Origin of the sequence: Streptomyces sp. NPDC002795, assembly GCF_042888725.1 — a bacterium.
Taxonomy (GTDB): domain Bacteria; phylum Actinomycetota; class Actinomycetes; order Streptomycetales; family Streptomycetaceae; genus Streptomyces.
In genome coordinates, this window is record NZ_JBIAQB010000003.1 from 243,143 (window position 1) to 267,731 (window position 24,589).

Genomic DNA, 24,589 nt, shown 5'->3' on the forward strand with positions numbered 1-24,589 from the left:
CTACCTCCTCGTGTTGCGCGGCTGGAAGGCGTCGGGGCCGAGGGTGCCGAAGATCTTCATCAGGGCGGCGACGAGCCCCGTCCACCCCGTCTGGTGCGAGGCACCGAGGCCGGCCCCGTTGTCGCCGTGGAAGTACTCGTAGAACGAGACGAGGTCGCGCCAGTGCGGGTCGTCCTTGAAGAGCGGCTGTCCGCCGTAGACCGGGCGGTGCCCGTTCTCGTCGCGCAGGAAGATGCGGGTGAGTCGCGTGGCGATGTCCTCCGCGACCTCGAACAGGTTCTTGTGCACCCCGGACCCCGTCGGACACTCCACCGTGAGCTCGTCACCGTAGAAGCCGTACAGATGCAGCAGGGACCGGATGACGAGGACGTTCATCGGCAGCCACACCGGGCCGCGCCAGTTGGAGTTGCCGCCGAACATGCCGGTGTCGGACTCGGCGGGCAGATAGCCGACCTTGTACTCCTGGCCGTGCACCCAGAACGTGTACGGGTGCTCCGCGTGGTACCGGGACAGTGACCTGATCCCGTACGGGCTGAGGAACTCGTCCTCCGAAAGGGCCCGTGACAGGACGCGTACGAGCTTCTTCTCGTCGACCACGGAGAGGAGCCGGGGGCCGCCCGGCTTCCCGGCCCGCGCCTGTGCCAGCGGCACCGACAGGGACGGGTGGCGCGCGGCGAACCGTCGCAGGCGCTCGCCGAGGTCCGGCAGGCGCTCCAGCTGCTGCGGCTGGAACACGGTGGACGCGCACAGCGGCAGCAGGCCGACCATCGAGCGGACCTTCAGGCGCACCGCCTGCCCGTCGGGCAGCCGCAGCACGTCGTAGAAGAACCCGTCCTCCTCGTCCCAGAGTTCGTCGCCGAGGTCACCGAGCCGGTCCATGGACGCGGAGATCCACAGATAGTGCTCGACGAACTTCAGGACCAGATCGCCGTACGACTCGTTGTGCTCGACGAGTTCGAGGGCGATCTGCAGCATCGACTGGCAGTACAGGGCCATCCACGCCGTGCCGTCGGCCTGTTCCAGGGAGCCGCCGGTGGGCAGCGGCGCGCTGCGGTCGAAGACTCCGATGTTGTCGAGGCCGAGGAAGCCGCCCTGGAAGACATTGCGGCCGTCGGGGTCCTTGCGGTTGACCCACCACGTGAAGTTCGTCAGGAGCTTTTGGAAGGTGCGCTCCAGGAACGCGTGATCGGCGTGGCCCGTCGTCTTCTTCTCCACCATGTACGTGAAGTACGCGGCCCAGGCGTGCACCGGCGGGTTCACATCGCTGAAGCTCCACTCGTAGGCGGGGATCTGCCCGTTGGGGTGCAAGAAGGAGCCCCGCAGCAGGAGTTCGAGCTGCTGCTTGGCGAAGTCGATGTCGACGACGGACAGGGCCACCGCGTGGAAGGCGAGGTCCCACGCCGCGAACCACGGGTACTCCCACTTGTCCGGCATGGCCACGATGTCGTCGCTGACCATGTGGAACCACTCGCGGTTGCGTACGCCCGGCCGCGGCAGGCTCCACGGCGTCAGATGGTGCTCGCCGAGCCATGTCTCCAGGTCGAACGCGTAGTACTGCTTGGACCACAGCATCCCGGCGAGCGCCTGCCGGAACACCCGCGCCTCGTCCTCGCCCGCACCGGTTGGAGTCAACTCCCGATAGAACGCGTCCGCTTCGGCGATCCGGTCCCGGAACACCGTGTCGAAACCGCGGGCCAGCGTGAGCTGGGCACCGGCGGGTCCGAGACGCAGCCGCAACGTCTCGGACCCGCCGGCGGGCACGGTGAGTATGTGGTGGGCGGCGGCCTTGGTGCCCTCCCGTGCCGGGTTGACGGTGCCCGGCTCGCCCTCGACGACGTGGCGGCCGATGCCGTCCTTGACGTACTGGCTGTCGCTCGCTGTGCCGAACAGGCGCGCCCTGTCGGTCTCGTTCTCCGTGAACAGCAGCTCGGGTGCGCCGCCGCAGCGCAGGTCGTAGCTGCCGAGCTCGGGGTGGTCCGCGCGGATCGTGTCGGCCGAGCGGGGGCTCTCCGCCGCCCGCAGCCGGGGCCTTGCTGTCGCGGCGGCGTGCTCGCCCCACGACCAGGTGTTGCGGAACCACAGCGTCGGCAGCACGTGCAGAGTCGCCTCGTCCGGTCCCCGGTTGTCCACGGTGATCCGCATCAGGATGTCGTCGTGATCCGCCTTCGCGTACTCCACCGTCACGTCGAAGTACCGGTTCTCGGCGAAGACACCGGTGTCGAGGAGCTCGTACTCGAACTCCTGCCGGGAACGCGACCCGTTGACGGACACGAGCTCGTTGTACGGGTACTCCGCCTGCGGATACTTGTAGAGGTACTTCAGGTAGGAGTGGCTGGGCGTGCCGTCGAGGTAGAAGTAGTACTCCTTGACGTCCTCGCCGTGGTTGCCCTCCGCGTTGGTGAGGCCGAAAGCGCGCTCCTTCAGGATCGGGTCGCGGCCGTTCCACAGGGAGAGCGCCAGACACAGGCGCTGCTTCTCGTCGCAGATGCCGCCGAGACCGTCCTCGCCCCAGCGGTAGGCGCGCGAACGCGCGTGGTCGTGCGGGAAGTACGACCACGCGTCGCCGCCCGGACTGTAGTCCTCGCGCACGGTGCCCCATTGCCGCTCGCTCAGGTACGGGCCCCACAGTCGGGAGCGTCCGACTCCGTCGTTGGTCGGGCCGATGCGCGACTGCGACTTCATGTGACCTCCCAGTGCCCTCGCCGTGCCTTGTGTCGCGGTCCTCCGGCGTTGCGGTCGCGGGGCTCTGCCCCGGGCCCCGCGCCTCAATCTCCCCCGGCTAACGCTGGGAGGTGCCCCCTGCGGGGCTTGATGCGGAGGCGCCAGTCTCCGCAGGGGAGCGCGGGGTCGCCTCACCTTCCGGGGGTGAGCTCCCCGCACGGGCCGCGAGCGTGATCGCGATCTCGTACGCGGCGAGCAGCAGGGCGACCACGAGGAGAGCGGTCCACGACGACAGCAGGATCGACACCAGAGCCGCGAGGACGGCCCCGCCGACCCGCAGCGCGTCCGCGTGCCGGGCCAGCCACGGCCGCAACTGCCCGCCCATGCCCACCTGTTCCCCCGCCTTCGCGAGCCCGCGGCCGGTGGCGCGGGCGCCCTGCCCGACCCACTTGCGCAGCGCGGACGGCAGCCGCCCGGGGCCCACCAGGTAGCAGAGGACGGCGACGGCGACGCCGAGCCACAACAGTTGGTCGCCCCGTTCACGCAGCGTCGTGAAGACGGTCCACAGTGCTGAGCGCAGTCCCTCGCGGTAGACACCCTCCGGCACCTGGCCGAGCAACTGTTCGCGCACGGCCCGTAGGACCGCCGTCAGCACGGTGACCGTCACCACCAGCCACAGACCGAGCTGCAGCAAGGTGCGCCGCCGGTTCGGCGACACCCACAGGGAGAGGGCGAGCAGGACCGGGACGCCGATCAGCAGACCCACGAGGGCCTGCTTGAACAGCACGACCGCGTCCTGGAGCTGGCTGAGCGTGTTCCGGTTGTAGAGGCGGATCTGCGCGAAGTTCTCGGGCAGATCCTTCCCGATCGCCTTCTCGATCCGCTGGTGCAGACCGGGCGGCAGCTCCCCGGAGGACAGCGCCGGAAGGTCGAGCTTCTTGCCGAAGACGGACGGGAGTTCGCTCTCCAGGGAGCCCAGCAGATTGTTGACCACGGGCAGCAGGTCGAGAGTGACCGTGTCACCCTTCACCCGCACGTTCTCGTTGCGCTTCTCCAGTAGGGCGACGATGCGCTCGTGCGCGAACCGGTTCGTGGTCCGCCACAGTTCCTGGAATCGGTCGTTCGCGATCAGCTGCGAGATCTTCTCGCGCATGAAGTCGTGCACGGCCCCGGTCACCGGGCCCGCGAGGAACGCGGCACGCGGCGGCAGCGCCTCGGACAGCCGCTGCTCCACGTCGAGTTGATCGAAGATCTCGTTCGCCAGGTACGTGGAGACCGCGGCGTTCACCTTCGGATCCTCGGGCAGCGGGCCCACCGTGGCGATCCAGCGGTCCGTGTTCAGCGTGGTCCGCGAACCCCACACGCCCACCACGGAGGTGACCGCGAGCACCGCGACGAGCGCGATGAGCACCGCGGCGACGACGCGCCGCAGCGCCAACGTCCGGGCGTGACGGCGGCGTTGGGTACCGGCGCGATCGCGCAGCACCTCGACCTCGGCGCGCAGTCGTTCCAGTTCCGATGCGGTGGCGGACGGTGTGCCGGGCGCGGTCCCGCCGGCCCCGGGGGCCTGTTGATCGCTCATGGCGTGGCACCTCCCGCGGCCAGCGTCGCCGTCGACCGGGACGCGTTGCTCACCTACGGCGGGTGACGCGGGGAACGGGCGCCGCCGCTGTGATGCCGGTGGAGATTCCGTCGGCAGTCGGAGGGAGACACCATGGCGGTCATCGGACCGGTGCAGCTGCTCACCATCGAGTTCGGGCCCGACGCCAAGTTCGAGGGGCGCGTCATCGAGGAACTGGCGATCCTGGAGGCGAACGAACAGATCCGCGTCCTCGACCTGCTCTTCGTCAGCAAGGACCCCACCGGCGGACTGTTCTCCCTCGACTTCCAGCAGGAGGGGATGGGCGAGACCGTCGCCGCCCTGCTCGGAATCTCCAGGGAGCGGATCCGCGCGGCGCAGGAGACGTATCCCAGCCTGGCCGAGGGCAACGCGTTCGGGCTGAGCACCACCGACATCAGGGAGACGGCCGACTCCCTCGACCCGGGCACCTCCGCGGCGTACGTCCTGCTCGAACACGTCTGGGCGAAGTATCTGCGCAAGGCGGTCAGGGACGCGGGCGGGGTGCCTGTCGCCGAGGGCTTCCTCACCGAGGAGGCCCTCGAACCCGTGGCCGTCGAACTCGCCGCCGCGGCCAGGCGACTGGGCGACCCGGTCGTCCCCGGACCCACCCCCGTACCCAAACCCGGAAACCGTCCTAGGAGGACCTGATGGCCGATCTCGTCGTACTCGGATTCACGGACAAGGAAAAGGCCGAATCGGTGATGCGCCTCGCCGGCGAACTGTCCCGGCAGGAACTGCTGGAACTTGAGGACGCCGCGGTGGCCTGGCGCACCATGGACGGCAAGCTGCACGTCCACCAGACGCACAGCACCACCGGAGCCGGAGCGGCAGGCGGCGCCCTGTGGGGCTCGCTGTTCGGACTGCTCTTCCTGATGCCGGTCTTCGGCGCCGCCGTGGGCGCGGCCACCGGAGCCCTCGCGGGAAAGCTCACCGACATCGGCATCAACGACGCCTTCATCAAGGAGACCGCGCGCGCCCTCGAACCGGGCCGCGCCGCGGTCTTCGCACTCGTCCGGCGCACCACCCCGGACCGGGTACAGGAAGCGCTGCGCCCCTTCGGCCCCACCGTGATCCACACGTCCCTCACCAAGGACAGGGAAGACGAGCTGGTGGCGGCCCTCCAGACCACGTAGCCGCCAGTCCGCCCACTGGGCCGCACCCCCTGCCAACGTGCCGTCCCACACCGGAACTTCACCCGGGTGAGATGGCGCCTGGCATGTGCCGGACGCGATGCCCACGGCCCCACACTTCGCTGTACGTGGGTCCGCGGCGCTGCGAGAGCGAGGGGCACCATGGCCGAGTGGTCACACCGCACACCGGACTGCGATCACGACACGGGGCCCGCGGGCCCCGTGCCCGCGCTGCCCGACTGGATCGTGCCGCGCCCCCGGCTGACCGACCAGCTGGCGAGGGGCGTACGCGGCCCGCTCACCGTGGTGGTCGGCCCCGTGGGAGCGGGCAAGACGGCCCTCGCCCTGGAGTGGGCGCACACACGGCGCCCGCCCTGGCCGCTCGCCTGGGTCACCTGCGACGGCCCCGCCGAGCACCCCGGCGTGTTCTGGCAGCGGGTCTTCGGCGCGCTGCGCGCCGCGGGGGTCGATGTACCCGAACCCGCCGCGAGCGAGGACGGTCCGCTGCTCGTCGCGACACTCGCCGCCTGCCTGAACGCTCACGCCGAGCCCGCCGTCCTCGTCCTCGACGACTTCCAGCCGGCCCTCGACTCGCCGATAGCCAGCGGCGTCACGCATCTGCTCCGGCACGCCCCCGACAAGCTGCGCCTCGTGGTGCTCGCCCGCCGCGACCCGCCCCTGCACCTGTACCGCGGGCGGCTCACCAGCGAGGTCGCCGAAGTACGCACCGCGGACCTCGCCTTCGACGACCGGGAAGCGGCGGCCCTCCTCGCCCAGCACGGCATCGACGTGACGAAGCAGACGGTGAGCACGCTGCGGCGGCGCGCGGACGGCTGGGCCGCGGGACTGCGGCTCGCCGCGATGTCCATGGAGCGGCGCGACGACCCCGAACGGTTCGTCGCGCAGCTCGCGGGGGACGACGAGGCGATCTCCAGCTATCTGGTCGAGGAGGTGCTCGACCAGCAGTCGCCCGGCATGCGCAGGCTGCTCCTGACGACGAGCATCCTGGACCGCGTGAACGCCGAACTGGCCGCCGAACTCGCGGGCGACGTGGACGGCGTCCTGTTCGCGGGGCTCGTCCGGGAGAACTCCTTCCTGAGGCCCATGGGGCAGGGCTGGTACCGCTGTCACCAGATGTTCGCCGACGTGCTGCGGACCTGCCTGCGGCACGAGACGCCCGGACTCGTGGCCCCCTTGCACCGCACGGCCGCCGCCTGGCTCGCCGGGCGCGGTCTGCTCGCCGACGCCGTGCGGCACCTGTTCGCCGCGGGTGACTCGGACGAGGCGGCCCGGCTCGTCGTGCATCGTCTCGCGATCGGGCAGGTGCTCGGCCTCGCCAGGACCCGGCTGCCCGTCGACGCGGGGCGGCAGTGGCCCGGGGAACCGGCCGCCGACGAGCCGGAATCCGTGCTGCTCGCCGCGGCCGTCGCCAGGACCCGCAGGGACGATCAGGCGTGCACCAGGAATCTGGAGCGGTCCGCCGGGCTCATCGACGCGTTGCCGCCGGGGGAGGGCGACCGCGCCGCGCGGTGCCGGCTCGCCCACGCCCTGATCCGGATGGAACGGCTGCGCAGCCGCGACCCGCGCAGGGCCGGGGCCGCCGCGGCCGACGCGGAGTCGGCCGGAACGCACGTGCCGCACGCCCTGCTGGCCGAGCGGCCCGAGATCCCGGCGCTCATCCTGTCCGTACGGGGTGGCGGAGAGCTGCGCGCGGGCAGCCTGAAGGCCGCTCAAGCCTCACTCACCCGTGGCCTCAAGGCGGCGGGCGCCGCGGGAAACGGCGCGCTGCGCCGGGACTGCCTCGTCGACCTCGCGCTCCTGGAAGCGCTGCACGGCCGATTCCGGGCCGCGGACGAACTCACCGCCCAGGCCGTCCAGCCGCCGATGCCGGCGTGGACCGCGGGCGAGCCCTCGCGCGCCACGCTCCACCTGGTGCGGGCCTGGGGCGCCCTGGCGCGCGGCGAGCCGAACCGGGCGCGGCACGAACTCGCCCACAGTGAGGGCGTGCTGGGGAAGGGGTCCGACGCGTTCCTCGCCGAGATCGGCGGGGTCGTCGCCCGGATCGCCGCCACGGTGGAGCGCGGCGGCCGGGGCGCCGAGGCCGTCGCGAACGCGGTGACGGTGTCCCGGCTGCCGCAGACGGTGCAGCGGACGGTGGCACCCACCTGCGCCCGGCTGCTGAGCCCCGCGCGGCCGCGCCGCGGCTTCGCCACCGCGCCGCCCGACCAGGGCCCGCCGGAGCCGGTGCCCGCCGAGCGGCTCAGCGCACGCGAACGCGATGTCCTCGACCGGCTCGCGCAGATGATGACCACGGAGGAGATCGCCAATGAGCTCTACCTCTCGGTCAACACGGTGAAGACACACCTCAAAAGCGTCTACCGCAAACTGGCCGTGTCCCGCCGCTCGGCCGCGGTCCGCAGGGCCCGCGAGCTCCAGATCCTGTGAACGCGCCGGGCCGCTCCGCGCCTCACATCAGTCCCAACTCCCTTGCTCTGGCGAGTGCTTCGGCCCTGGAGCGGGCGCCCAGTTTGCGGTACACGGCGCGCGTGTGGCTCTTGACCGTGTTGTACGAGACGTAGAGATCGTTGGCGATCTGGCGCAGCGAGACCTCCTCCTGCAACTGTTTCAGGACGGCGAGCTGGCGGGCTGTCAGCTGCTGCGGGCCAGGGCCCGAACCGTTCTCCGGCGGGACCGGCACCGCGGCGAGCGCGGCCGACGCCCGGTGCACCAGCACCTTTGCGGTCCGTGGATCCGCCACGTCCCCCGCTGTCTCCACCAGGACGCCCGCGACCCACATCAGGCAGGTCGTCAGGGCGGCGTCGGCCGCCGCATCCTCCTGGTTGAGCGAGCACAGCTGCAGGCGCAGCGCCGATACCCGCCCCTTGCTCCCCGGCTCTTCGACCGTGCGTGGGCACAGTGCTGTGGGCATGCCCCTCACCTCCCCATGTGGAGGGCATCACCCCACCACGGTGCGGTCCGCGCGTACGCGGCGTAAGGGGTCTTCCGCGCCGTTTTCAGGGAGGGCCGACCTATTGCAGGGGCCGAGCGGCCCCTATCCGCGAGCCTCGTGCGGCCCGGGAAGCCTGCGGACCTCGAGGAGTTCGAGGCCGAGGCCCTGGATACGGTCGAGGATCCCGTACAGGGCCGCCTGGTCGAGGCCCGCGCCGACCAGCACCGTCTCGGCGGGGCGCAGCACGATCGTCAGCTCGCCGAACGCCGACCGGAAGGCGTCGCCGAGCCTGCCCCTGATACGGATCTCGAAGTCACTGCGACCGAAGGGCGTTCCGGCCGGCTCCGGCCCCGTATGTGACCCGCCCATGACGTCACCTCCAGTGCGAGCGTCACCCCGCGTGCCATTCTCCCGGCAACCGCACCGGCGCGGGCTCATCCGCTGCGGGTGAACCGGTCCCGGCGGCGCGGGCGGCATGCTCCGGGTCCACCGAGACCGAGGAGGGTCCGACATGGCTGAGCAGATCTCGCCGGGTCAGGAGCGCTCGGGAGCGTCGGAGCCGGCGCCCCGTGTCCGTCCGGTCGCCGTCGGCGGAGTCGTCTTCGCCGCGTTCGTGATGGGCATCATCGGCGCCTACCACGCGATCGCAGGACTCGCCGCGATCCTCAACGACAACTACTACCAAGCGCAGAACGACTACGCGTTCGACTTCGACACCAACGCCCGCGGCTGGGTGCAGATGATCACCGGCGTCATCGTCTTCGCCGCGGCGGTCAGCCTCTTCAGCGGCCGCACCTGGGCGCGGTTCGTCGTCATGACCATCGCCGCGATGAGCGCGCTGGAGAACTTCTTCTTCACCCCGTACCAGCCCGTGTGGTCGGCGACCCTCATCGCCCTCGACATCCTCGTGATCTGGTCCCTCGCCATGTACGGCCACCGCGAGGCACACAAGGTCTACGGGGCGCCGCTCTAGGGCCCTTCTGACGGATCAGGCTGGATCCGGGTGGCCGCCATGTGCGGTGCCGACAAGCGGGGTCTGGTGGGTGCAGCTGCAAGGCGGAGGAGGGCGTCAACGCGGAGCGTTGGCAACCGACGACAACGCCGCAGATGCGCGTGCCAGGGCCCGCGACTCCAGCAAGATCCGTCAGAAGGGCCCTAGCCCCTCAGGGCCGCCGTACCGTCAGGGCGAGGCCCGTGATGCCGCGCCAGTCGAGCGGCGGGCGTTCCCGGTACGTTCCCGGGCGCTGCCTCGGCACGACCACCCTCAGTGCGGCGGGGCGCACTTCGATGCGTACGGGGACGTCCATGTGCACCGCTTCGCCGTCCAGGCCGACGGGGATCGAGTCCCGGTCGGCGTCGACGATCACCGAGGCGGCGGTGCGCGTCGTCACGCCCGCGGACCGGCTGCCCCGCAGCAGCCCCGCGGCCTGCGCGGCGCTCGTGACCCGCACGCCTACGCAGCCGAGGATCCCGCCGTCCAGGCGGGTGCGCCGGCCGAGGCCCGCGATGTCGTGGGCTCCGTACGGGTTGTTGCTCACCAACAGCGCCTGCGGGTCCGCGACCTCGTGCTCGCCGACCCGCGCCGTGAGCTCGGCGCCCTTGTGCCGGGCGAGCAGGTCGGGCAGCAGGTCGAGGGTGGTGCGGGTCTTGCCGTCGCGGTAGGCGGGGCTCTGCACCACCTCGGCGTAGGCCCCGAACGACACGTTGTTGACGAACGGGTGGCCGCCCGCCCGGCCGAGGTCGACCCGTAGCTCCACGCCGTCGGCCAGCGCGTCCAGCGCCTTCGCCGGGTCCTCGCGGTCCAGGCCCAGGTCGAGGGCGAAGTGGTTGCGGGTCCCTGCGGGGATCACCAGGAACGGCAGCCCGAGTTCGGCGGCGACGTCGGCGACGAGGGCCTGCGTGCCGTCGCCACCCGCGACGCCGAGGAGGTCCGCCCCGGCGGCGGCGCGCTCCCGGGCCAGCGCCGCCACATCGACCGTCCTCGGTCCCTCCAGCAGTACGACCTCGGCCCCCAGTCGCTCGGCCTTCGTGCGCAGCCCGAAGCGGTCGACCTTCCCGCCGCCCGAGCGCGGATTCATGATCAGCACCGGTCGGTGGAACGCCGGAGCCGCCGTCTCGGGCATCGGGGCGGGGGACGAGCGCGGCCCCAGCGCCGCCCGGCCCGCCCCCGCGGCGAGCAGCCACAGCCCGCCCGACACCAGCACCACCCACACCAGGTGCGCGCGGGCGTACTCGACCAGCACCCAGACCGGGGCGGCGACGGCCAGGAGCAGCGCCAGGTACCGGACGGGGCCCCGCCTGCTGAGCACCCACCACACCGAGGCAGCCGTGACCGCCGTCCCCAGGATTCCCGCGCCGAGCAGCGCGAAGGTCCGCATCCCCGCGAAGGCGGCCAGGACCAGCACGGCGGCCGCCGCGGCAGCGAGCGACGCACGCGCCAGCCACCGTTGTCCCCGCCTCTGTGTCGTCGCTTCCATGCCGACATTCTGCGACGTGCGAGGGCCCGCGGGACTCACCCCCGGAAGGCGACCTCACACCGGCGGGGTGACGTCGCGGCGCCCGGCCCGGCGCACGGTGTGCACAGCCAGGAAGGAGCCCGCCATGACCGAGATGACGAGCCGTCGCCGCACCGCGCGCGAGCAGGCGGACGCGGGCAGGTCCGCGCGGTCCCGTGTCCCGCGTTCCGAGCACGCCGGCTACGCCCCGGCCGCCGACCGCCCCGACCCAGTCGAGGTGCTGGAGAGGCAGTCGGCGAGCAGGCTGCCGGAACTCATACCGATCCGCTACGGCCGCATGCTGGAGTCGCCGTTCCGGTTCTTCCGGGGTGCCGCCGCGATCATGGCATCCGATCTGGCGCACACCCCGGTCACCGGACTGCGCGCCCAGCTGTGCGGAGACGCCCACCTGTTGAACTTCCGGCTGCTCGCCTCTCCGGAGCGGCGCCTGATGTTCGACGTCAACGACTTCGACGAGACGCTGCGCGGACCGTGGGAGTGGGACGTAAAGCGACTCGCCGCCAGCCTCGTCATCGCCGGCCGCGGCAACGGCTTCGGCCGCTCCGAGCGGCAACGCGTGGTGCGGGCCACGGCGGCCTCGTACCGGCAGTCGATGGGGCGGTTCGCCGGGATGCGCACGCTCGACGTGTGGTACTCACGGATCGAGGCGGACGAGCTGTACGCCGCCGTGTCCGCGAAGCTGGACACCCGCAGCAGGCGGCGCATGTCGCAGGCGCTCAGCAAGGCCCGCGGCCGTGACCACCTCCAGGCCCTGGAGAAGCTCGCCCACGTCGTCGACGGTGAGCTGCGCATCGCCGCCGACCCGCCTCTGGTCACCCCGCTCGACCAACTGCTGCCCGGCGTCGAACGCAAGCAGCTGGAGGCCCAGTTGATCGATCTGATCGAGCGGTACGCACGCACGCTCACGGCCGAACGCAGGGCGCTGCTCACCCAGTACCGGGTCGTCGACATGGCGCGCAAAGTGGTCGGGGTGGGCAGTGTGGGCACCCGGTGCTGGATCATCCTGCTGCTCGGCCGCGACGACCACGATCCGCTGCTGCTCCAGGCGAAGGAGGCGCAGACCTCCGTGCTCGCGCAATTCGCGGGGCCCGGTGCCCACGCCAACCAGGGCGAACGCGTCGTCGTCGGGCAGCGCCTCATGCAGGCGGCCGGCGACATGTTCCTCGGGTGGGAGCGGGTGGAGGGGCTCGACGGGCGTGAACGCGACTTCTACGTGCGGCAGTTGCGGGACTGGAAGGCGATCCCGCAGGCGGACCTCATGTCCCCGCGCGTCATGGGTCTGTTCGGCCGGGCCTGTGGCGCGACGCTGGCCCGCGCCCACGCCCGCTCCGGCGACCGTATCTCCATCGCCGCCTACCTGGGCCGCTCCGACCGCTTCGACCAGGCGCTCGCCCGCTTCGCCGAGACCTACGCCGACCAGAACGAGCGCGACCACGAGGCGCTGGCCGCGGCCGCCCGGGACGGCAGGGTGACGGTGGAGTCAGTGTGAGCCGGTGCCTGCGGCGCCGCCGAGCCGGTGCCGCAGGAACTCCTCCTGGGCCAGGACGCGTCCGACGGCCACCCCGAACACCACCATGGTGAAGAACAGGATCAGCCAGGACAGCACCGTGAACACCGAGCCGAGGGCGCCGTAGCGCTCCACGCTCATCCGCAGTGCCCGGGGCAGCCACAGCCCCGACACCCCGCAGAACGCCACCACTCCCGCCCCGGTCAGCAGCGCCCCCGGCAGCAGTGGCGGCCACGGCACCCGCCCGGCGAGCAGCAGATGCTGGGTCCACCACCACATCAAGGCGGCCGCCACGAACTGCAGGGGGTAGCCGAGGAGAGCGCCTGCGCCGAACGCCCGGTGCAGCGCGCCCTGCACGATCAGCATCGCCACCCACACGAGCAGCCACACGGCCCACCGCCACGCCACGAGGCGCACCCCGGAGTGGGGCAGACCCCAGGACCGCTCGCACAGCCGCTGAAGGGCACGGGTGAACGCGGTCGCCGAGAGGAGCGCGACGAGTACGCCCGCGGCGCCCCAGCTGTGCAGGGCCGAGTCGGCGCCCCCGGTCGCCTCCTCGGCCTGCGCCACCACCGGCCCGGACGTCCCGATCAACGTACGCAGTGAGCGCAGGAGTTCACGCCGCACCACCTGCGGACAGAACGAGGCGAGGGCGATGAGCATCGGCAGGGCGGCCAGGAACGCCTGTGCGGCGAGGCGCGTCGCCATGTCCAGGATGGTGACGTGTGCCAACTGCTGCACGATCCGGCCCAGCAGGGGCCTGGCGGCGCCCGTGATCGTCATGACAACGCCCTCCCGGGGCGGGGACACGCACTCCTGCCGGGCACTGTCGGGCCCGCCGCCCGTACGCACGTCGCCCGCGCCGGGTGACACCTCGCCGGTCACCGACCCCACGTTTGCGTAAAGGTGATCGAAACAAGCCTTGACCCATCAACTTCGAGCAAATAGCGTCCTTGCATTCCGGTCGACTCTTCACCAGGAAGGCTCCCTGTGCGCAGGCGCTCTCTCCTCGCCGCGGCCGCCACGACGCTCGCGGCGGCCCCGCTCGCGTCCGGCTGCGGCCCGTCCTCGTCGAATGCCTCGGACGCCGCGGGCGGCGGTTCGCGGCGCGGCCATCTCACGTACGGCGTCTGGGACGTCTACCAACTGCCCGCCATGCAGCGCGCGGCCCGCGCCTTCGAGAGGGCCCGGCCGGGCGTCACCGTCGACGTCCAGCTGACCCCGAACGGGACGTACTGGACCAAGCTGCGCACCGCCTGCACCGGCGGCTCCGCGCCCGACGTGTTCTGGATGAACGGGCCCAACTTCGGCATGTACGCCGACGCCGGGCAGCTGCTCCCCCTGGACACCGACGGCGGCGACGCCGTGCTGCGGACCGACGACTTCCCGGCCGAACTGGTCTCCCTGTACCGCTGGAAGGGCACCCAGTACGGCGCTCCGAAGGACTTCGACACCGTCGCCCTCTGGTACAACAAGGAACTCTTCGACCGGGCCAAGGTGCCCTACCCGGACGCCAGTTGGACCTGGCAGGACCTCATCGAGCACTCCCAGCGGCTCACCGACCGCAAACGCGGGATCTACGGGGTCGGGGCGCCCGTCCGCGCGCAGGAGAACTACTACGACTCCATTCCGCAGGCCGGAGGCTGGGTCATCTCCGACGACAAGCGGGAATCCGGATACGCCGACGAGAGGACCCGCGACGGACTGCGGCTGTGGATCGACCTGATCCACCGGTACCGCTCCTCGCCCACCCTCCAGCAGATGGCCGACACCGACCCCACCCAGATGTTCCAGTCGGGCACGCTGGCCATGACCTACGAGGCGTCCTACAACGCCGCGATGTTCTACCGCGACCGCGAGCTGCGCGCCAAGGTCGACGTCGCGCCGATGCCCAAGGGGAAGAGCCGCGCAGGCGTGCTGCACGGCCTCGCCAACGTCGTCTACGCCCGCACACCGAACCCCGAACTCGCCCGCGACTTCGTCCGCTTCCTCGGCACCGAACGCATCTCCCTCCTCCAGGGCAAGTACGGCACCGCGATCCCCGCCCGCAACGGCACCGCGAAGCCATGGGCCGCAGGAATGCCGCACTTCAACCTGAAGGTGCATCTGGACGCGCTCGACGACGCGGTGCCCTTCCCCAGTTCCGCCAACAGCGCGGCCTGGTCGCACAAGGAACAGATGTGGCTCGCCAAGGCGTGGAGCGGCGTCGAAAGCCTCGAATCCGCCACCGACTCCCTCGCGGACGCCATGAACCAGCTGCTCGCGCAGGAGAGGAAGGGCAAGTCCTGATGAGCGTCGACACACAGCCGAGAGCGGCGGTTCCCGCGCAGAGCAACCACCAAAAGCCGCTGGAACAGCGGGAGTTGAGGCGGCGCGAGCGCCGGTTCCGGCATCGCGACAAGTGGTGGGGGTACGCCCTCATCGCCCCGGCAGGACTCGGCCTCGCCGTCTTCTACCTGTGGCCCGTGGTGCAGACGCTGTACTACAGCTTCACCGAATGGGGCGCCTTCGGCGGGACGACCTGGATCGGGGCCGCCAACTACCGCACCCTCGTGGGCGACCCGGAGTTCTGGCAGTCCCTCGGCAACACCGCCGTCTACACCGGACTCGTCCTCCTCGGCATCCCGGTCTCGATGGTGATCGCCGTCCTGCTCAACCTGAAGGGACTGCGCGGCACCGGCATCTACCGGACGCTCTACTTCCTGCCCGTCGTCACCATGCCCGCCGCGGTCGCCGTCGTCTGGCGCTGGCTCTACAACGGCGACGCCGGCATCCTCAACCACGCGCTGTCCACGATCGGCATCGACGGCACCCACTGGGTGTCCGACCCGGGCACCATCCGCTTCGCGGTCGCCCTCGTCGGTGTGTGGATGACCGTCGGATACAACATGATCCTGCTGCTCGCCGGATTGCAGTCCATCCCCGGCGACTACTATGAGGCCGCCGCCCTCGACGGCGCGGGCCGCGTACGGCAGTTTCTCTCGGTCACCCTGCCGCTGCTGAGCCCCACGCTGTTCTTCACCACCGTGCTCTCGGTGATCCAGTCGCTCCAGGTCTTCGACCTCGTCTACCTGATGCTCGGCGCCAACACGCAGAACGCGTTGCAGAACCCGGCCTACGGCGAGGGGCAGACGGTGGTGATGCTCTTCTTCCAGAAGGCGTTCTTCGACAACCAGCGCGGCTACGGCGCGGCCATCGTGTGCGTCCTGTTCGTCCTCATCATGGCGCTGACCGCCGTCCAGTTCCGGCTGCAGAAGAAGTGGGTCCACTATGCGTAAGACGGACATGCGCCAGGGGCGGATCTGGCCCGCCCACGTCCTGCTCGTGCTCGGCGCCGTGATCACCGTGTTCCCGCTGCTGTGGGAGCTGCTGACCTCCTTCAAGAGCTTCGGCGAGTCCGTGCGCGTACCGCCGACGATCCTGCCCTCGCACTGGGACTTCTCGAACTACGGCAAGGTCTTCGACGGCGTCCCGTTCGGCAGGCAGTTCGTGAACACCATGGTCATGGCGCTGCTGCGGACCGCCGCCCAACTGCTGCTGTGCTCCATGGCGGCGTACGCCTTCGCCCGTATCCGCTTCCCGGGACGCGGGCCGATCTTCCTCGGGTTCCTCGCCGTCCTGATGGTGCCGGGACAGCTCTTCCTGCTGCCGCAGTACCAGATCATGCAGAACCTCGGCTGGCTCGACTCCATGCAGGCACTCGTCGTCCCCGGCATGTTCTCCGCGTTCGGCACCTTCCTGCTGCGCCAGTTCTTCATGGGGCTTCCCGAGGAGGTGGAGGAGGCGGCCAAGATCGACGGCGCCAACCCCTTCACCGTCTTCTGGCGCATCGCGCTGCCGCTGGCCCGCCCCGGCCTTCTGGCGCTCGGCATCCTCACGTTCCTGTGGTCCTGGAACGACCTGATGTGGCCGCTGATCGTCAACACCGACCCGGCCAAGATGCCGCTGTCGGCGGGCCTCGCCTCGCTCCAGGGCGCCCACCTCACCGAGTACCCGGTGCTGATGGCGGGGTCCCTGCTCGCCACGCTCCCGGTGATCGTGGTGTTCGTCGCGATGCAGCGCCAGTTCATCCAGGGCATCGCTTTCTCCGGCATGAAGGGTTGAACCACGCATGACCACCGAGATCCGTATGGAAGAGCCGAACACCCCCCTGCACACCCGTGACCTCCGTCTCGGTGTCATCGGGCTCGGCCTGCGCGCCACCGTCGCCCGTGAGGCGCACCGCCCCGGCGAGGGCTCCGCCGTGGTGGCCGTCGCCGACACCGCGCCCGGCATGTTCGGCCGGGCCCGCGAGTGGTTCGGCGACGACGTGCACACCCACGAAAGCCACCGGGCCATGCTGGACGCCGAGGACCTGGACGCCGTCTTCGTCATCACCCCGGACCACACCCACGAAGAGCTCGCGGTCGACCTCCTCGAAGCCGGGGTCGCCGTCTTCGTCGAGAAGCCGCTCGCCATCACCACCGAAGGCTGCGACCGCGTCCTGGAAGCCGCCCGCACCTCCGGCTCCCGGCTCTACGTCGGGCACAACATGCGGCACATGCCCGTGGTCCGCGTCATGCGCGAGCTCATCGAGCGCGGCGAGATCGGCGAGGTCAAGGCCGTCTGGTGCCGCCACTTCGTCGGGCACGGCGGCGACTTCTACTTCAAGGACTGGCACGCCGACCGCCGCAACACCACAGGACTGCTCCTCCAGAAGGGCGCCCACGACCTCGACGTCATCCACTGGCTCGCCGGCGCCTACACGGAGCGGGTCAGCGCGCTCGGCGGGCTCACCGTGTACGGGGACATCGCCGACCGCTCGGGGCAGGCGCCCGGAGCCACCATGCCCGACTGGTACGACCCCGAGAACAACTGGCCCCCGAAGTCCCTCACCGGGCTCAACCCCGTCGTGGACGTCGAGGACCTCTCCATGATGGTGATGCGCCTCGAAGGCGGCATCCACGCCAGCTACCAGCAGTGCCACTACACACCCGACTACTGGCGCAACTACACCGTCATCGGCACCGAGGGCCGCCTGGAGAACTTCGGCGACCACGGAGACACCGCCGAGGTCCGCGTCTGGAAGCACCGCAGCGGCTACCGCGCCGACGCCGACCTCGTCGTCCCGATGCCGGCGCCCGGCGAGGGCGGGCACGGCGGCTCCGACCCGCTGCTCGTCGCCGAGTTCCTGCGCTTCGTGCGCGAGGGCGGCGCCACCGACACCAGCCCCGTGGCGGCCCGCGAGGCGGTCGCCGCGGGTGTCGCGGCGACGGACTCGCTGCGGGCCGACGGGCAGCCGGTGACGGTGGAGCGGGTCGCGCCGGAACTCGCCAACTGGTTCACCAACGGCCAGAGTTGACCGCGCCGGGGTCCCTCACCCCGTCCACGACCAGTTCGCGACCTCCGGAAGGTCCGTGCCGTGCTCGCGGATCCACGCGTCGTGCCGCGTGCGGGTGTCGGCCATCGTCTGGCGCACCGCCGCGGCCCGCACGGCGAGCCCCGGCACCCGGTCGATGACATCCATGACGAGGCGGTACCGGTCGAGATCGTTGCGCACGACCATGTCGAAGGGCGTGGTCGTGGTGCCCGACTCCTTGTAGCCGCGTACGTGCAGGTGGGCGTGGCCGTTGCGGCGGTACGCGAGACGGTGGATGAGCCACGGGTAGCCGTGGTACGCGAAGATCACCGGCTTGTCGGCCGTGAACAGCGCGTCGTACTCGGAGTCCGGCATCCCGTGCGGGTGTTCCCCCTGGGGCAGCAGCCGCGTCATGTCGACGACGTTGACGACACGCACCGCGAGCTCCGGCAGGTGGGTGCGCAACAGGCCAGCCGCGGCGAGGACTTCCTGCGTCGGCACGTCGCCCGCGCACGCGAGGACGACGTCCGGATCGCGGCTGCCGTCCTCGGTGCCCGCCCACTCCCACACCCCGGCGCCGCGCGCGCAGTGGGCGCGGGCCGCGTCCAGGGACAGCCAGTCGAAGCACGGTTGCTTCCCGGCCACCACGACATTGACGTAGTCGCGGCTGTGCAGCACGTGCTCGGCCACCGAAAGCAGCGTGTTGGCGTCCGGCGGCAGATAGACCCGTACGACGTCGGGGCTCTTGTTGAGGACGTGGTCGACGAAGCCGGGGTCCTGGTGCGAGAACCCGTTGTGGTCCTGGCGCCAGACATGCGAGGTCAGCAGGTAGTTCAGGGAGGGCAGCGGGGCACGCCACGACAACTCCCGCGAGGTCTTCAGCCACTTGATGTGCTGGTTGACCATGGAGTCGACGATGTGCACGAACGCCTCGTAGCAGGAGAACAGTCCGTGCCTGCCGGTGAGGTTGTAACCCTCCAGCCAGCCCTGACAGAGGTGTTCGGACAGCACTTCCATCACGCGGCCGTCGCGCTCCAGGTGCTCGTCGGTGGCGAGCGTGCCCGCCTGCCAGGCCTTGCCGGAGGCGTCGTAGACGGCCTGGAGGCGGTTGGACGCGGTCTCGTCCGGGCCGACGATGCGGAAGTCGCGGCGGTCCGCGGTGTCCCGCATGACCTGGGCCAGCAGGTCGCCGAGCACCCGGGTGGGCTCGTGCAGAGCGGTGCCCGGCTTGTCGACGGGCACCGCGAAGCGCTCCAACGGGGCGATCGGCAGCTTGCGGGTGAGCAGCCCGCCGTTCGCGTGCGGAGTCGCACCGAGGCGCCGGGTGCCCTCGGGGACGCAACTGAGGACCTGCTCGGTGGGGCGGCCCTCGGCGTCGAAGAGTTCCTCGGGTCGGTAGGAGCGCAGCCACGCCTCCAACTGCCGCAGGTGGTCCGGGTTCTCACGGACGCCGGGCAGCGGCACCTGGTGGGAGCGCCACGTGCCTTCGACGGGTTCGTCGTCCACGACGCGCGGGCCCGTCCAGCCCTTCGGCGTGCGCAGCACGATCATCGGCCAGCGCGGGCGGTCCTTCGTGTTCCCCGCGCGGGCCTCGCGCTGGATGCGGGCGATGCGGTCGAGGGCCTGGTCCATGGTGCGGGCGAGGTCGCGGTGGACGCGCAGCGGGTCGTCGCCCGTCACGTGCAGCGGCTCGTGCCCGTAGCCGCGAAGGAGTTCGTCGAGCTCGGCGTCGGGGATGCGGGCGAGCACGGTCGGGTTGGCGATCTTGTAGCCGTTGAGGTGCAGGATCGGCAGCACGGCCCCGTCGTGCACCGGGTCGAGGAACTTGTTCGCGTGCCAGGACGTCGCGAGCGGCCCGGTCTCCGCCTCGCCGTCACCGATCACGCACGCGACGAGCAGCTCCGGGTTGTCGAGGGCGGCGCCGTAGGCGTGCGCGAGGGAGTAGCCGAGTTCGCCGCCCTCATGGATCGAGCCGGGCGTCTCGGGCGCGACATGGCTCGGCACGCCGCCGGGGAACGAGAACTGCTTGAACAGCCGCCCCATCCCGGCTGCGTCCCGCGAGACGTCCGGATACGTCTGCGCGTACGTCCCCTCCAGCCAGGAGTTCGCGAGCACGGCGGGCCCGCCGTGGCCCGGACCCCAGACGCACAGGGCGTCGATGCCGCGTTCCTTGATGACACGGTTGAGGTGGGTGTGCACGAGGTTGAGGCCCGGGGAGGTGCCCCAGTGGCCGAGAAGGCGCGGCTTGATGTGCTCGGGCGTGAGCGGCTCGGTGAGCAGCGGGTTGTCGAGGAGGTAGATCTGGCCCGCCGCGAGATAGTTGGCGGCGCGCCAGTGCGCGTCGAGCGCGGCGGCCTGGTGCTTGGAAAGATCCTTCGCCATGGCAGCTCCATCGGTAGCGGCAGCGGTGTGCTCGGCGCCGCCAGTCTGCCGCCTGCCCCGGCCGATGGTCAGCTCAGCTTCCGCCGCATGAGCGTCAGATCGAGCCATCGGCCGAACTTGGTGCCCACCTCGCGCACCGTCCCGGCGTGTTCGAAGCCGTGCCGTTCGTGCAGGCGGATCGAGGCCGCGTTGCCCGACTCGATCCCGGCGATCATGACGTGCAGGCCCGCGGCCGTGGCCGAGTCGACGAGCGTCGCCAGCAGGGCGGATCCGATACCGGCCCCGTGGTGGCCGCTAGTGACGTACACCGAGTTCTCCACGGTGTGCCGGAAGCCGGAGTACGCCTTCCAGGGCCCGTAGACACCGAACCCGACGACCTTGCCGCCGAGCTCGGCCACGTACGCCGCACCGCGCTCACGGTGCGCGCCCAGCCAGGCCGCGCCCTCCTCGCGGGACTGCGGAGTGTCCGTCCACAGTGCCGTGCCGTGCTCGATGGCGTGGTTGCGGATGGCGAGGACGGCGTCCAGGTCGCCCTCGTGGGCCGGGCGGACCTTCACCGCCGGGCCCCGCGTCTCGTATCGTGGATCCATGTCCAATATCGTAGACCCCCTGGTGGAGCGCATCGGTGCCCGGATCCGCGCGGAGCGGGACCTGCGCCGTTGGACCCTGGCGGAGCTGGCCGAGGAGTCCGGGGTGTCCCGGGCGATGATCCACCGGATCGAGCGCGGCGAGAGCAGCCCGAGCGCCGTGATCCTCGGCAAGCTGTCGGCGGCGTTCCGGCTGAGCGTGGCGACGCTGCTCGACCCGGAACCCGAACCTCGGCCCGAGTCGGCCGACGAACGGGTGCGGCGCGCGGCCGCGGCACAGCGGTGGCACGACCCCGAGACCGGATACGCGCGACGGCAGGTGTCAGGGCCCGGATTCCCCGCGGAGGTCGCCGAGATCCGGCTCCCGGCCGGGGCCGAGGTCCCGTACCCGGCCGCGGCGTTCGCGTTCCACCAGCAGATCATCTGGGTGCTCGAAGGACACCTCACGTTCCACGAGGGCGACGCGGTGCACGAACTCGACGCGGGCGACACCGTCGAACTGGGCCCGCCCACCGCCTGCGTCTTCGCCAACTCCACTGAGCTGGACTGCCGTTACGCCGTGGTCCTCGTGCGCGGCGAGGCACCGTGAGGCTGCCGCGCGGCGGCGTCGCGGTGCTCTCCTGCACCGCAGGCGTGGCGCTCGCCAACAATTACGCGATCCAGCCCGCGCTCGGCGACGTCGCCCGCGACACCGGCTCCTCCGCCGCCGCCATCGGCCTGGTCACGACCGCCGCGCTCGGCGGCTGCATCGCCGGATTCGCCTTCCTGCTGCCGCTCGCCGACCGGACGGCCCCGCGGCGGCTCGTCACGGGGCAGCTCGCGCTGCTCACGGCGGGCCTGCTGCTCGCCTCCCGCGCACCCGGCCTCGGCCTGCTGCTCCTCGCGTACGTGATGGTGGGCGCGGGGGCGAGCGTCAGCGCGATGGCGTCCACCATCGCCGGGCGCGGGGTGCCGGGGGAGCGGCGCGGGACCGCCGTCGCGGGCGTCGCGGCGGGCATGTCGGCCGGGATCCTGCTCAGCCGGCTCGTCGGCGGAGCGCTCACGGACGCGCTCGGCTGGCGCGGGATGCTGCTCGTGTTCGCGGGGCTCGTGGTGGTGTGCGGGGCGGCGGCGTGGGCGCGGCTGCCGGGGGAGCGGCCCGAAGGCGGTGACAGCGGCGGGTACCTCGGCACCCTCGCCGCGCTGCCCGGACTGCTGCGCCGGCACCGTGCACTGCGGCTCGCCGTGCTCAGCGGCAGCCTCTGGTACCTGGCCTTCAGCCTCGTCTGGGTCGCGCTCACGGTGCGGCTCGCGCAGCCGCCGTACGGGCTCGGCGCCGCGGACATCGGTCTGTACAGCCTGGCCGGGGCGCTCGGGTTCGCGGCGTTGCCCGTGGCCGGGCGTCTTGGGGACCGGTACTCGCCGCGTGCGGTGATCGCCGGGAGCATGGTCGTGGCGGCCTGCGGTGCGGCGCTGCTGTGCACGGGGCTCGACCGGCCCGTGGTCACTGCGGCGGGGCTCGCCCTGGTCGACGCGGGCTGCTTCACGGCCCAGGCCGCCAACCAGACCCGCGTCATGTCCATCGACCCACGCCGCAGCGGCAGCCTCAGCGGGGTCTACCTGCTTTTGTACTTCTTGGCGGGCGCGCTGGGTGCGGGGGTTGCGGCGCCGCTTCTCGCGGTGGGTGGTTGGGGTGCGGCGAGCGGGGTGGTGTGTGGGGCGTTGGTTGTGGCGGGTGTGTCCGTCGTGCCTCTCCGGCTGCGGGTGGGCCAATCAAGCCCCTGCGGCGATTGAGCAGCGGGGTCCGGGGCAGAGCCCCGTGCGGTGGGGCGCAGGCCACCCGGTGACCTCAACGCCCCACTCGGTCACGCCTCGCGCTGAGCCCGCTTCTCCGCCTGTTCCGCGTGGAGCTTCTTGACGCGGACGTTCTCCTTGCGGACGTCGGCCTGCGTGGCCCGCTCCGCCTGAAGCCACTCGGGGTTCTCGGCCTTGACGGCCTCGATCTGCTCCGTGGTCAGCGCCTCCGTGATGCCGCCGCGGGCCAGGCCCGAGATGGAGACACCCAGCTTCTGCGCCACCACGGGGCGGGGGTGCGGTCCGTTCTCGCGCAGGTCGATGAGCCACTGCGGCGGCTCGGCCTGCAGCGTGGCCAGCTCGGCGCGCGAGACGACGCCGTCCTGGAACTCGGCGGGCGTGGCGTCGAGGTACACACCCAGCTTCTTCGCCGCGGTCGCGGGCTTCATGGTCTGGGTGCTCTGGTGCGAACTCATGAGGTCAAGGGTATCGAGCGTGAAGGGGCCCGCCGACCACGGCGGGTAGCCTTGCCCCGTGACCGGCACGCAAGAAACCCCCGCACCGCCCTCAGAACCAGCCTTCCGCCTGGCCTACGTTCCCGGGGCCACCCCCGCCAAGTGGGTGCGGATCTGGCGTGAGCGCCTGCCCGATGTGCCGCTCGACCTGGTGCAGGTGTCCGCGGCCGAGGTGCCCGACGTGCTGCGCCGCGGGGACGCCGACGCGGGCCTGGTGCGGCCGCCCGTGGACCGCACGTACTTCAGCGCGATCCCGCTCTACACCGAGAAGACCGTGGTCGTGGTCCCCAAGGACCATCTCGTGACCGCCGCGGACGAGGTCACCGTCGCCGACCTCGCCGACGAGATCGTGCAGCATCCGCTCGACGACGTGATCGGCTGGGAGCGGCCGCCGGGGCAGCCCGCCTTCGAGCGCCCCGCCACCACGGCCGACGCCATCGAGCTGGTCGCGGCGGGCGTGGGCGTGCTCGTCGTCCCGATGTCGCTCGCCCGCCTGCACCACCGCCGCGACCTCACGTACCGCACGGTCACCGACGCGCCGGAGTCGAGCGTGGTGCTCGCCTGGCCCGAGGAGCGCACCACGGACCGCGTGGAGGACTTCATCGGCATCGTCCGCGGCCGCACGGTGAACAGTTCACGGGGTCGTACGCAGGCGGAGCCCGAGAAGGCGGAGCCCAAGAAGAAGCCGCAGTCGGGGAAGAAGTTCGTGAAGCCGGGTCGTATCCGGCAGGACGGGAAGCCGCAGTCGAAGCGGAGTGCGAACAAGCCGGCTAGGCGGAAGCGGTCCTGAGGTAGCGGGCTGCGTGGCCGGTCGACCGTCCTCCGGTCGCGGGGCTCCGCCCCGGACCCCGCGCCTCAATCGCCGGCGGGGCTTGATCGGCCCGCCCGCAGGCCGGCCATCACCAGGTCCAGCAGGCGGCCCGCCCGTGTCTGCCAGTCGCTGTGCGGGTCGATCAGCCACAGGCCCGCGATGGCCAGCATGAAGTCGTCCGGGGTGACGCCGGGGCGGATCGTGCCCGCCTTCTCGTTGGCGTCCAGGAGATGTGTCACCGCCTCGGTCAGCGGGCCGTGTGCGAGCTGCTTCATCGCGCCGCGCGCGCTCGTCGCCTCGCGGAGCGCGTCCGCGAGACCGGCCTTGGCCATCGCGTACTGGGCGAGGCGGTCCATCCACTCGCGCAGGGCCAGTTCCGGCGGCCGTCCGCACAGCAACTCGCAGGCCGCGTCGGCGACCTGCTCCACCTCGTAGCGGTACACCTCAAGGACGAGCGCCTCACGGCTGGGGAAATTGCGGTAGAACGTGCCCTGCCCGACGCCCGCCTTCTTCGCGATCGCGCTCAACGGCGCATCCGCGGAACGCGTCAGTTCGGCCAGGGCCACTTCGAGGATGCGGTCGCGGTTGCGCTGCGCGTCCGAGCGCAGCGCGGCGGACTTCTTCGCGTGCCCCACGCGACTTCTCCTCCTTCGGCCGTGGCGGGGAATAGTCCTTGCTGGGCGGACAGTTGTCCACTACGTTCGTGTCCCGTTGAACGGACAGCTGTCCGGTTAGGTCGATACCCTAGTGGTTCCGGCTCCGGACCGCACCCATGTCCGGTCCGCGTTCCACCTTGCG

The 24,589-nt window shown here is 71.3% G+C and carries 22 protein-coding genes; 12 read left to right on the plus strand and 10 right to left on the minus strand.

The annotated features are described in order from the left end of the window. Both ACFYWS_RS10435 and ACFYWS_RS10440 read right to left on the minus strand, forming a co-directional pair. Window positions 1–2,682, minus strand: a complete 2,682-nt coding sequence (locus tag ACFYWS_RS10435) for a glucosidase (RefSeq protein WP_389272480.1) — start codon at window positions 2,680–2,682, stop codon at window positions 1–3. Window positions 2,683–2,779: 97 nt separating this feature from the next. Then, a complete protein-coding gene (locus ACFYWS_RS10440; RefSeq protein WP_389272483.1) occupies window positions 2,780–4,243 on the minus strand; it encodes a hypothetical protein in 1,464 nt (487 codons plus the stop codon). Window positions 4,244–4,375: 132 nt separating this feature from the next. Between ACFYWS_RS10440 and ACFYWS_RS10445 the strand changes: the two genes are divergently transcribed. The 3 genes from ACFYWS_RS10445 (at window position 4,376) to ACFYWS_RS10455 (ending at window position 7,857) form a co-directional block, all read left to right on the plus strand. Next, the gene (locus tag ACFYWS_RS10445; protein WP_389272486.1) at window positions 4,376–4,930 is read left to right on the plus strand and encodes a DUF1269 domain-containing protein; all 555 of its coding nucleotides are present in this window, start codon (window positions 4,376–4,378) and stop codon (window positions 4,928–4,930) included. Continuing rightward, window positions 4,930–5,415: a DUF1269 domain-containing protein gene (locus ACFYWS_RS10450; protein ID WP_389272489.1), complete on the plus strand. Its 486-nt coding sequence runs from the start codon at window positions 4,930–4,932 to the stop codon at window positions 5,413–5,415. Before ACFYWS_RS10445 ends, ACFYWS_RS10450 begins: the two co-directional genes overlap by 1 nt. A gap of 159 nt (window positions 5,416–5,574) precedes the next feature. After that, the gene (locus ACFYWS_RS10455; protein WP_389272492.1) at window positions 5,575–7,857 is read left to right on the plus strand and encodes a LuxR C-terminal-related transcriptional regulator; all 2,283 of its coding nucleotides are present in this window, start codon (window positions 5,575–5,577) and stop codon (window positions 7,855–7,857) included. Between the two features lie 22 nt (window positions 7,858–7,879). On the opposite strand, the gene ACFYWS_RS10460 is transcribed toward ACFYWS_RS10455, so the two are convergent. Both ACFYWS_RS10460 and ACFYWS_RS10465 read right to left on the minus strand, forming a co-directional pair. Next, window positions 7,880–8,341: a response regulator transcription factor gene (locus ACFYWS_RS10460; protein ID WP_389272495.1), complete on the minus strand. Its 462-nt coding sequence runs from the start codon at window positions 8,339–8,341 to the stop codon at window positions 7,880–7,882. 123 nt (window positions 8,342–8,464) lie between these two features. Next, window positions 8,465–8,731, minus strand: coding sequence for a hypothetical protein (locus tag ACFYWS_RS10465; protein WP_389272498.1), 267 nt, complete (start codon window positions 8,729–8,731; stop codon window positions 8,465–8,467). A gap of 142 nt (window positions 8,732–8,873) precedes the next feature. On the opposite strand from ACFYWS_RS10465, the gene ACFYWS_RS10470 reads away from it, so the two are divergent. Next, the gene (locus ACFYWS_RS10470) at window positions 8,874–9,335 is read left to right on the plus strand and encodes a hypothetical protein (protein WP_389272501.1); all 462 of its coding nucleotides are present in this window, start codon (window positions 8,874–8,876) and stop codon (window positions 9,333–9,335) included. Between the two features lie 190 nt (window positions 9,336–9,525). Here the strand turns inward: ACFYWS_RS10470 and ACFYWS_RS10475 are convergent, their stop codons facing one another. Next, window positions 9,526–10,839 carry a diacylglycerol/lipid kinase family protein gene (locus ACFYWS_RS10475; RefSeq protein WP_389272504.1) on the minus strand — a complete coding sequence of 438 codons (1,314 nt, stop codon included), beginning with the start codon at window positions 10,837–10,839 and terminating at the stop codon, window positions 9,526–9,528. 124 nt (window positions 10,840–10,963) lie between these two features. On the opposite strand from ACFYWS_RS10475, the gene ACFYWS_RS10480 reads away from it, so the two are divergent. Beyond that, the gene (locus ACFYWS_RS10480; RefSeq protein WP_389272507.1) at window positions 10,964–12,367 is read left to right on the plus strand and encodes a DUF2252 domain-containing protein; all 1,404 of its coding nucleotides are present in this window, start codon (window positions 10,964–10,966) and stop codon (window positions 12,365–12,367) included. On the opposite strand, the gene ACFYWS_RS10485 is transcribed toward ACFYWS_RS10480, so the two are convergent. Further along, window positions 12,359–13,168 (minus strand): YhjD/YihY/BrkB family envelope integrity protein, encoded by an 810-nt coding sequence (locus tag ACFYWS_RS10485; protein WP_389272510.1) that lies wholly within the window; start codon window positions 13,166–13,168, stop codon window positions 12,359–12,361. The genes ACFYWS_RS10480 and ACFYWS_RS10485 overlap by 9 nt on opposite strands. Before the next feature lie 207 nt (window positions 13,169–13,375). Between ACFYWS_RS10485 and ACFYWS_RS10490 the strand changes: the two genes are divergently transcribed. From ACFYWS_RS10490 to ACFYWS_RS10505, 4 genes are read left to right on the plus strand one after another with little or no spacing between them, the layout of a single operon-like run. After that, window positions 13,376–14,674 (plus strand): ABC transporter substrate-binding protein, encoded by a 1,299-nt coding sequence (locus tag ACFYWS_RS10490; RefSeq protein WP_389272513.1) that lies wholly within the window; start codon window positions 13,376–13,378, stop codon window positions 14,672–14,674. Continuing rightward, on the plus strand, window positions 14,674–15,663 hold the full coding sequence (locus tag ACFYWS_RS10495) for a carbohydrate ABC transporter permease (RefSeq protein WP_389272516.1): 990 nt from the start codon (window positions 14,674–14,676) through the stop codon (window positions 15,661–15,663). Before ACFYWS_RS10490 ends, ACFYWS_RS10495 begins: the two co-directional genes overlap by 1 nt. After that, window positions 15,656–16,489, plus strand: coding sequence for a carbohydrate ABC transporter permease (locus ACFYWS_RS10500; protein WP_389272519.1), 834 nt, complete (start codon window positions 15,656–15,658; stop codon window positions 16,487–16,489). The genes ACFYWS_RS10495 and ACFYWS_RS10500 overlap by 8 nt, the downstream gene beginning before the upstream one ends. A 7-nt stretch (window positions 16,490–16,496) precedes the next feature. Continuing rightward, window positions 16,497–17,726, plus strand: a complete 1,230-nt coding sequence (locus tag ACFYWS_RS10505) for a Gfo/Idh/MocA family protein (RefSeq protein WP_389272522.1) — start codon at window positions 16,497–16,499, stop codon at window positions 17,724–17,726. A 15-nt stretch (window positions 17,727–17,741) separates the two neighbouring features. Here ACFYWS_RS10505 and ACFYWS_RS10510 read toward each other — a convergent pair whose 3' ends face one another. Further along, on the minus strand, window positions 17,742–20,105 hold the full coding sequence (locus ACFYWS_RS10510; RefSeq protein ID WP_389272525.1) for a phosphoketolase: 2,364 nt from the start codon (window positions 20,103–20,105) through the stop codon (window positions 17,742–17,744). A 68-nt stretch (window positions 20,106–20,173) separates the two neighbouring features. Continuing rightward, on the minus strand, window positions 20,174–20,695 hold the full coding sequence (locus ACFYWS_RS10515) for a GNAT family N-acetyltransferase (RefSeq protein ID WP_389272529.1): 522 nt from the start codon (window positions 20,693–20,695) through the stop codon (window positions 20,174–20,176). Here ACFYWS_RS10515 and ACFYWS_RS10520 point away from each other — a divergent pair. Then, a complete protein-coding gene (locus ACFYWS_RS10520) occupies window positions 20,694–21,281 on the plus strand; it encodes a helix-turn-helix domain-containing protein (protein WP_389272532.1) in 588 nt (195 codons plus the stop codon). The two genes, ACFYWS_RS10515 and ACFYWS_RS10520, sit on opposite strands and share 2 nt — an antisense overlap. Next, window positions 21,278–22,465 carry an MFS transporter gene (locus ACFYWS_RS10525; protein WP_389272535.1) on the plus strand — a complete coding sequence of 396 codons (1,188 nt, stop codon included), beginning with the start codon at window positions 21,278–21,280 and terminating at the stop codon, window positions 22,463–22,465. Before ACFYWS_RS10520 ends, ACFYWS_RS10525 begins: the two co-directional genes overlap by 4 nt. Window positions 22,466–22,536: 71 nt before the next feature. Here the strand turns inward: ACFYWS_RS10525 and ACFYWS_RS10530 are convergent, their stop codons facing one another. After that, window positions 22,537–22,941, minus strand: a complete 405-nt coding sequence (locus ACFYWS_RS10530; RefSeq protein ID WP_389272538.1) for a DUF5997 family protein — start codon at window positions 22,939–22,941, stop codon at window positions 22,537–22,539. Window positions 22,942–22,999: 58 nt separating this feature from the next. On the opposite strand from ACFYWS_RS10530, the gene ACFYWS_RS10535 reads away from it, so the two are divergent. Then, the gene (locus ACFYWS_RS10535; protein WP_389272541.1) at window positions 23,000–23,770 is read left to right on the plus strand and encodes a LysR substrate-binding domain-containing protein; all 771 of its coding nucleotides are present in this window, start codon (window positions 23,000–23,002) and stop codon (window positions 23,768–23,770) included. Between the two features lie 65 nt (window positions 23,771–23,835). Here the strand turns inward: ACFYWS_RS10535 and ACFYWS_RS10540 are convergent, their stop codons facing one another. Next, window positions 23,836–24,426: a TetR/AcrR family transcriptional regulator gene (locus tag ACFYWS_RS10540; RefSeq protein ID WP_389272544.1), complete on the minus strand. Its 591-nt coding sequence runs from the start codon at window positions 24,424–24,426 to the stop codon at window positions 23,836–23,838. Window positions 24,427–24,589 lie beyond the last annotated feature (163 nt).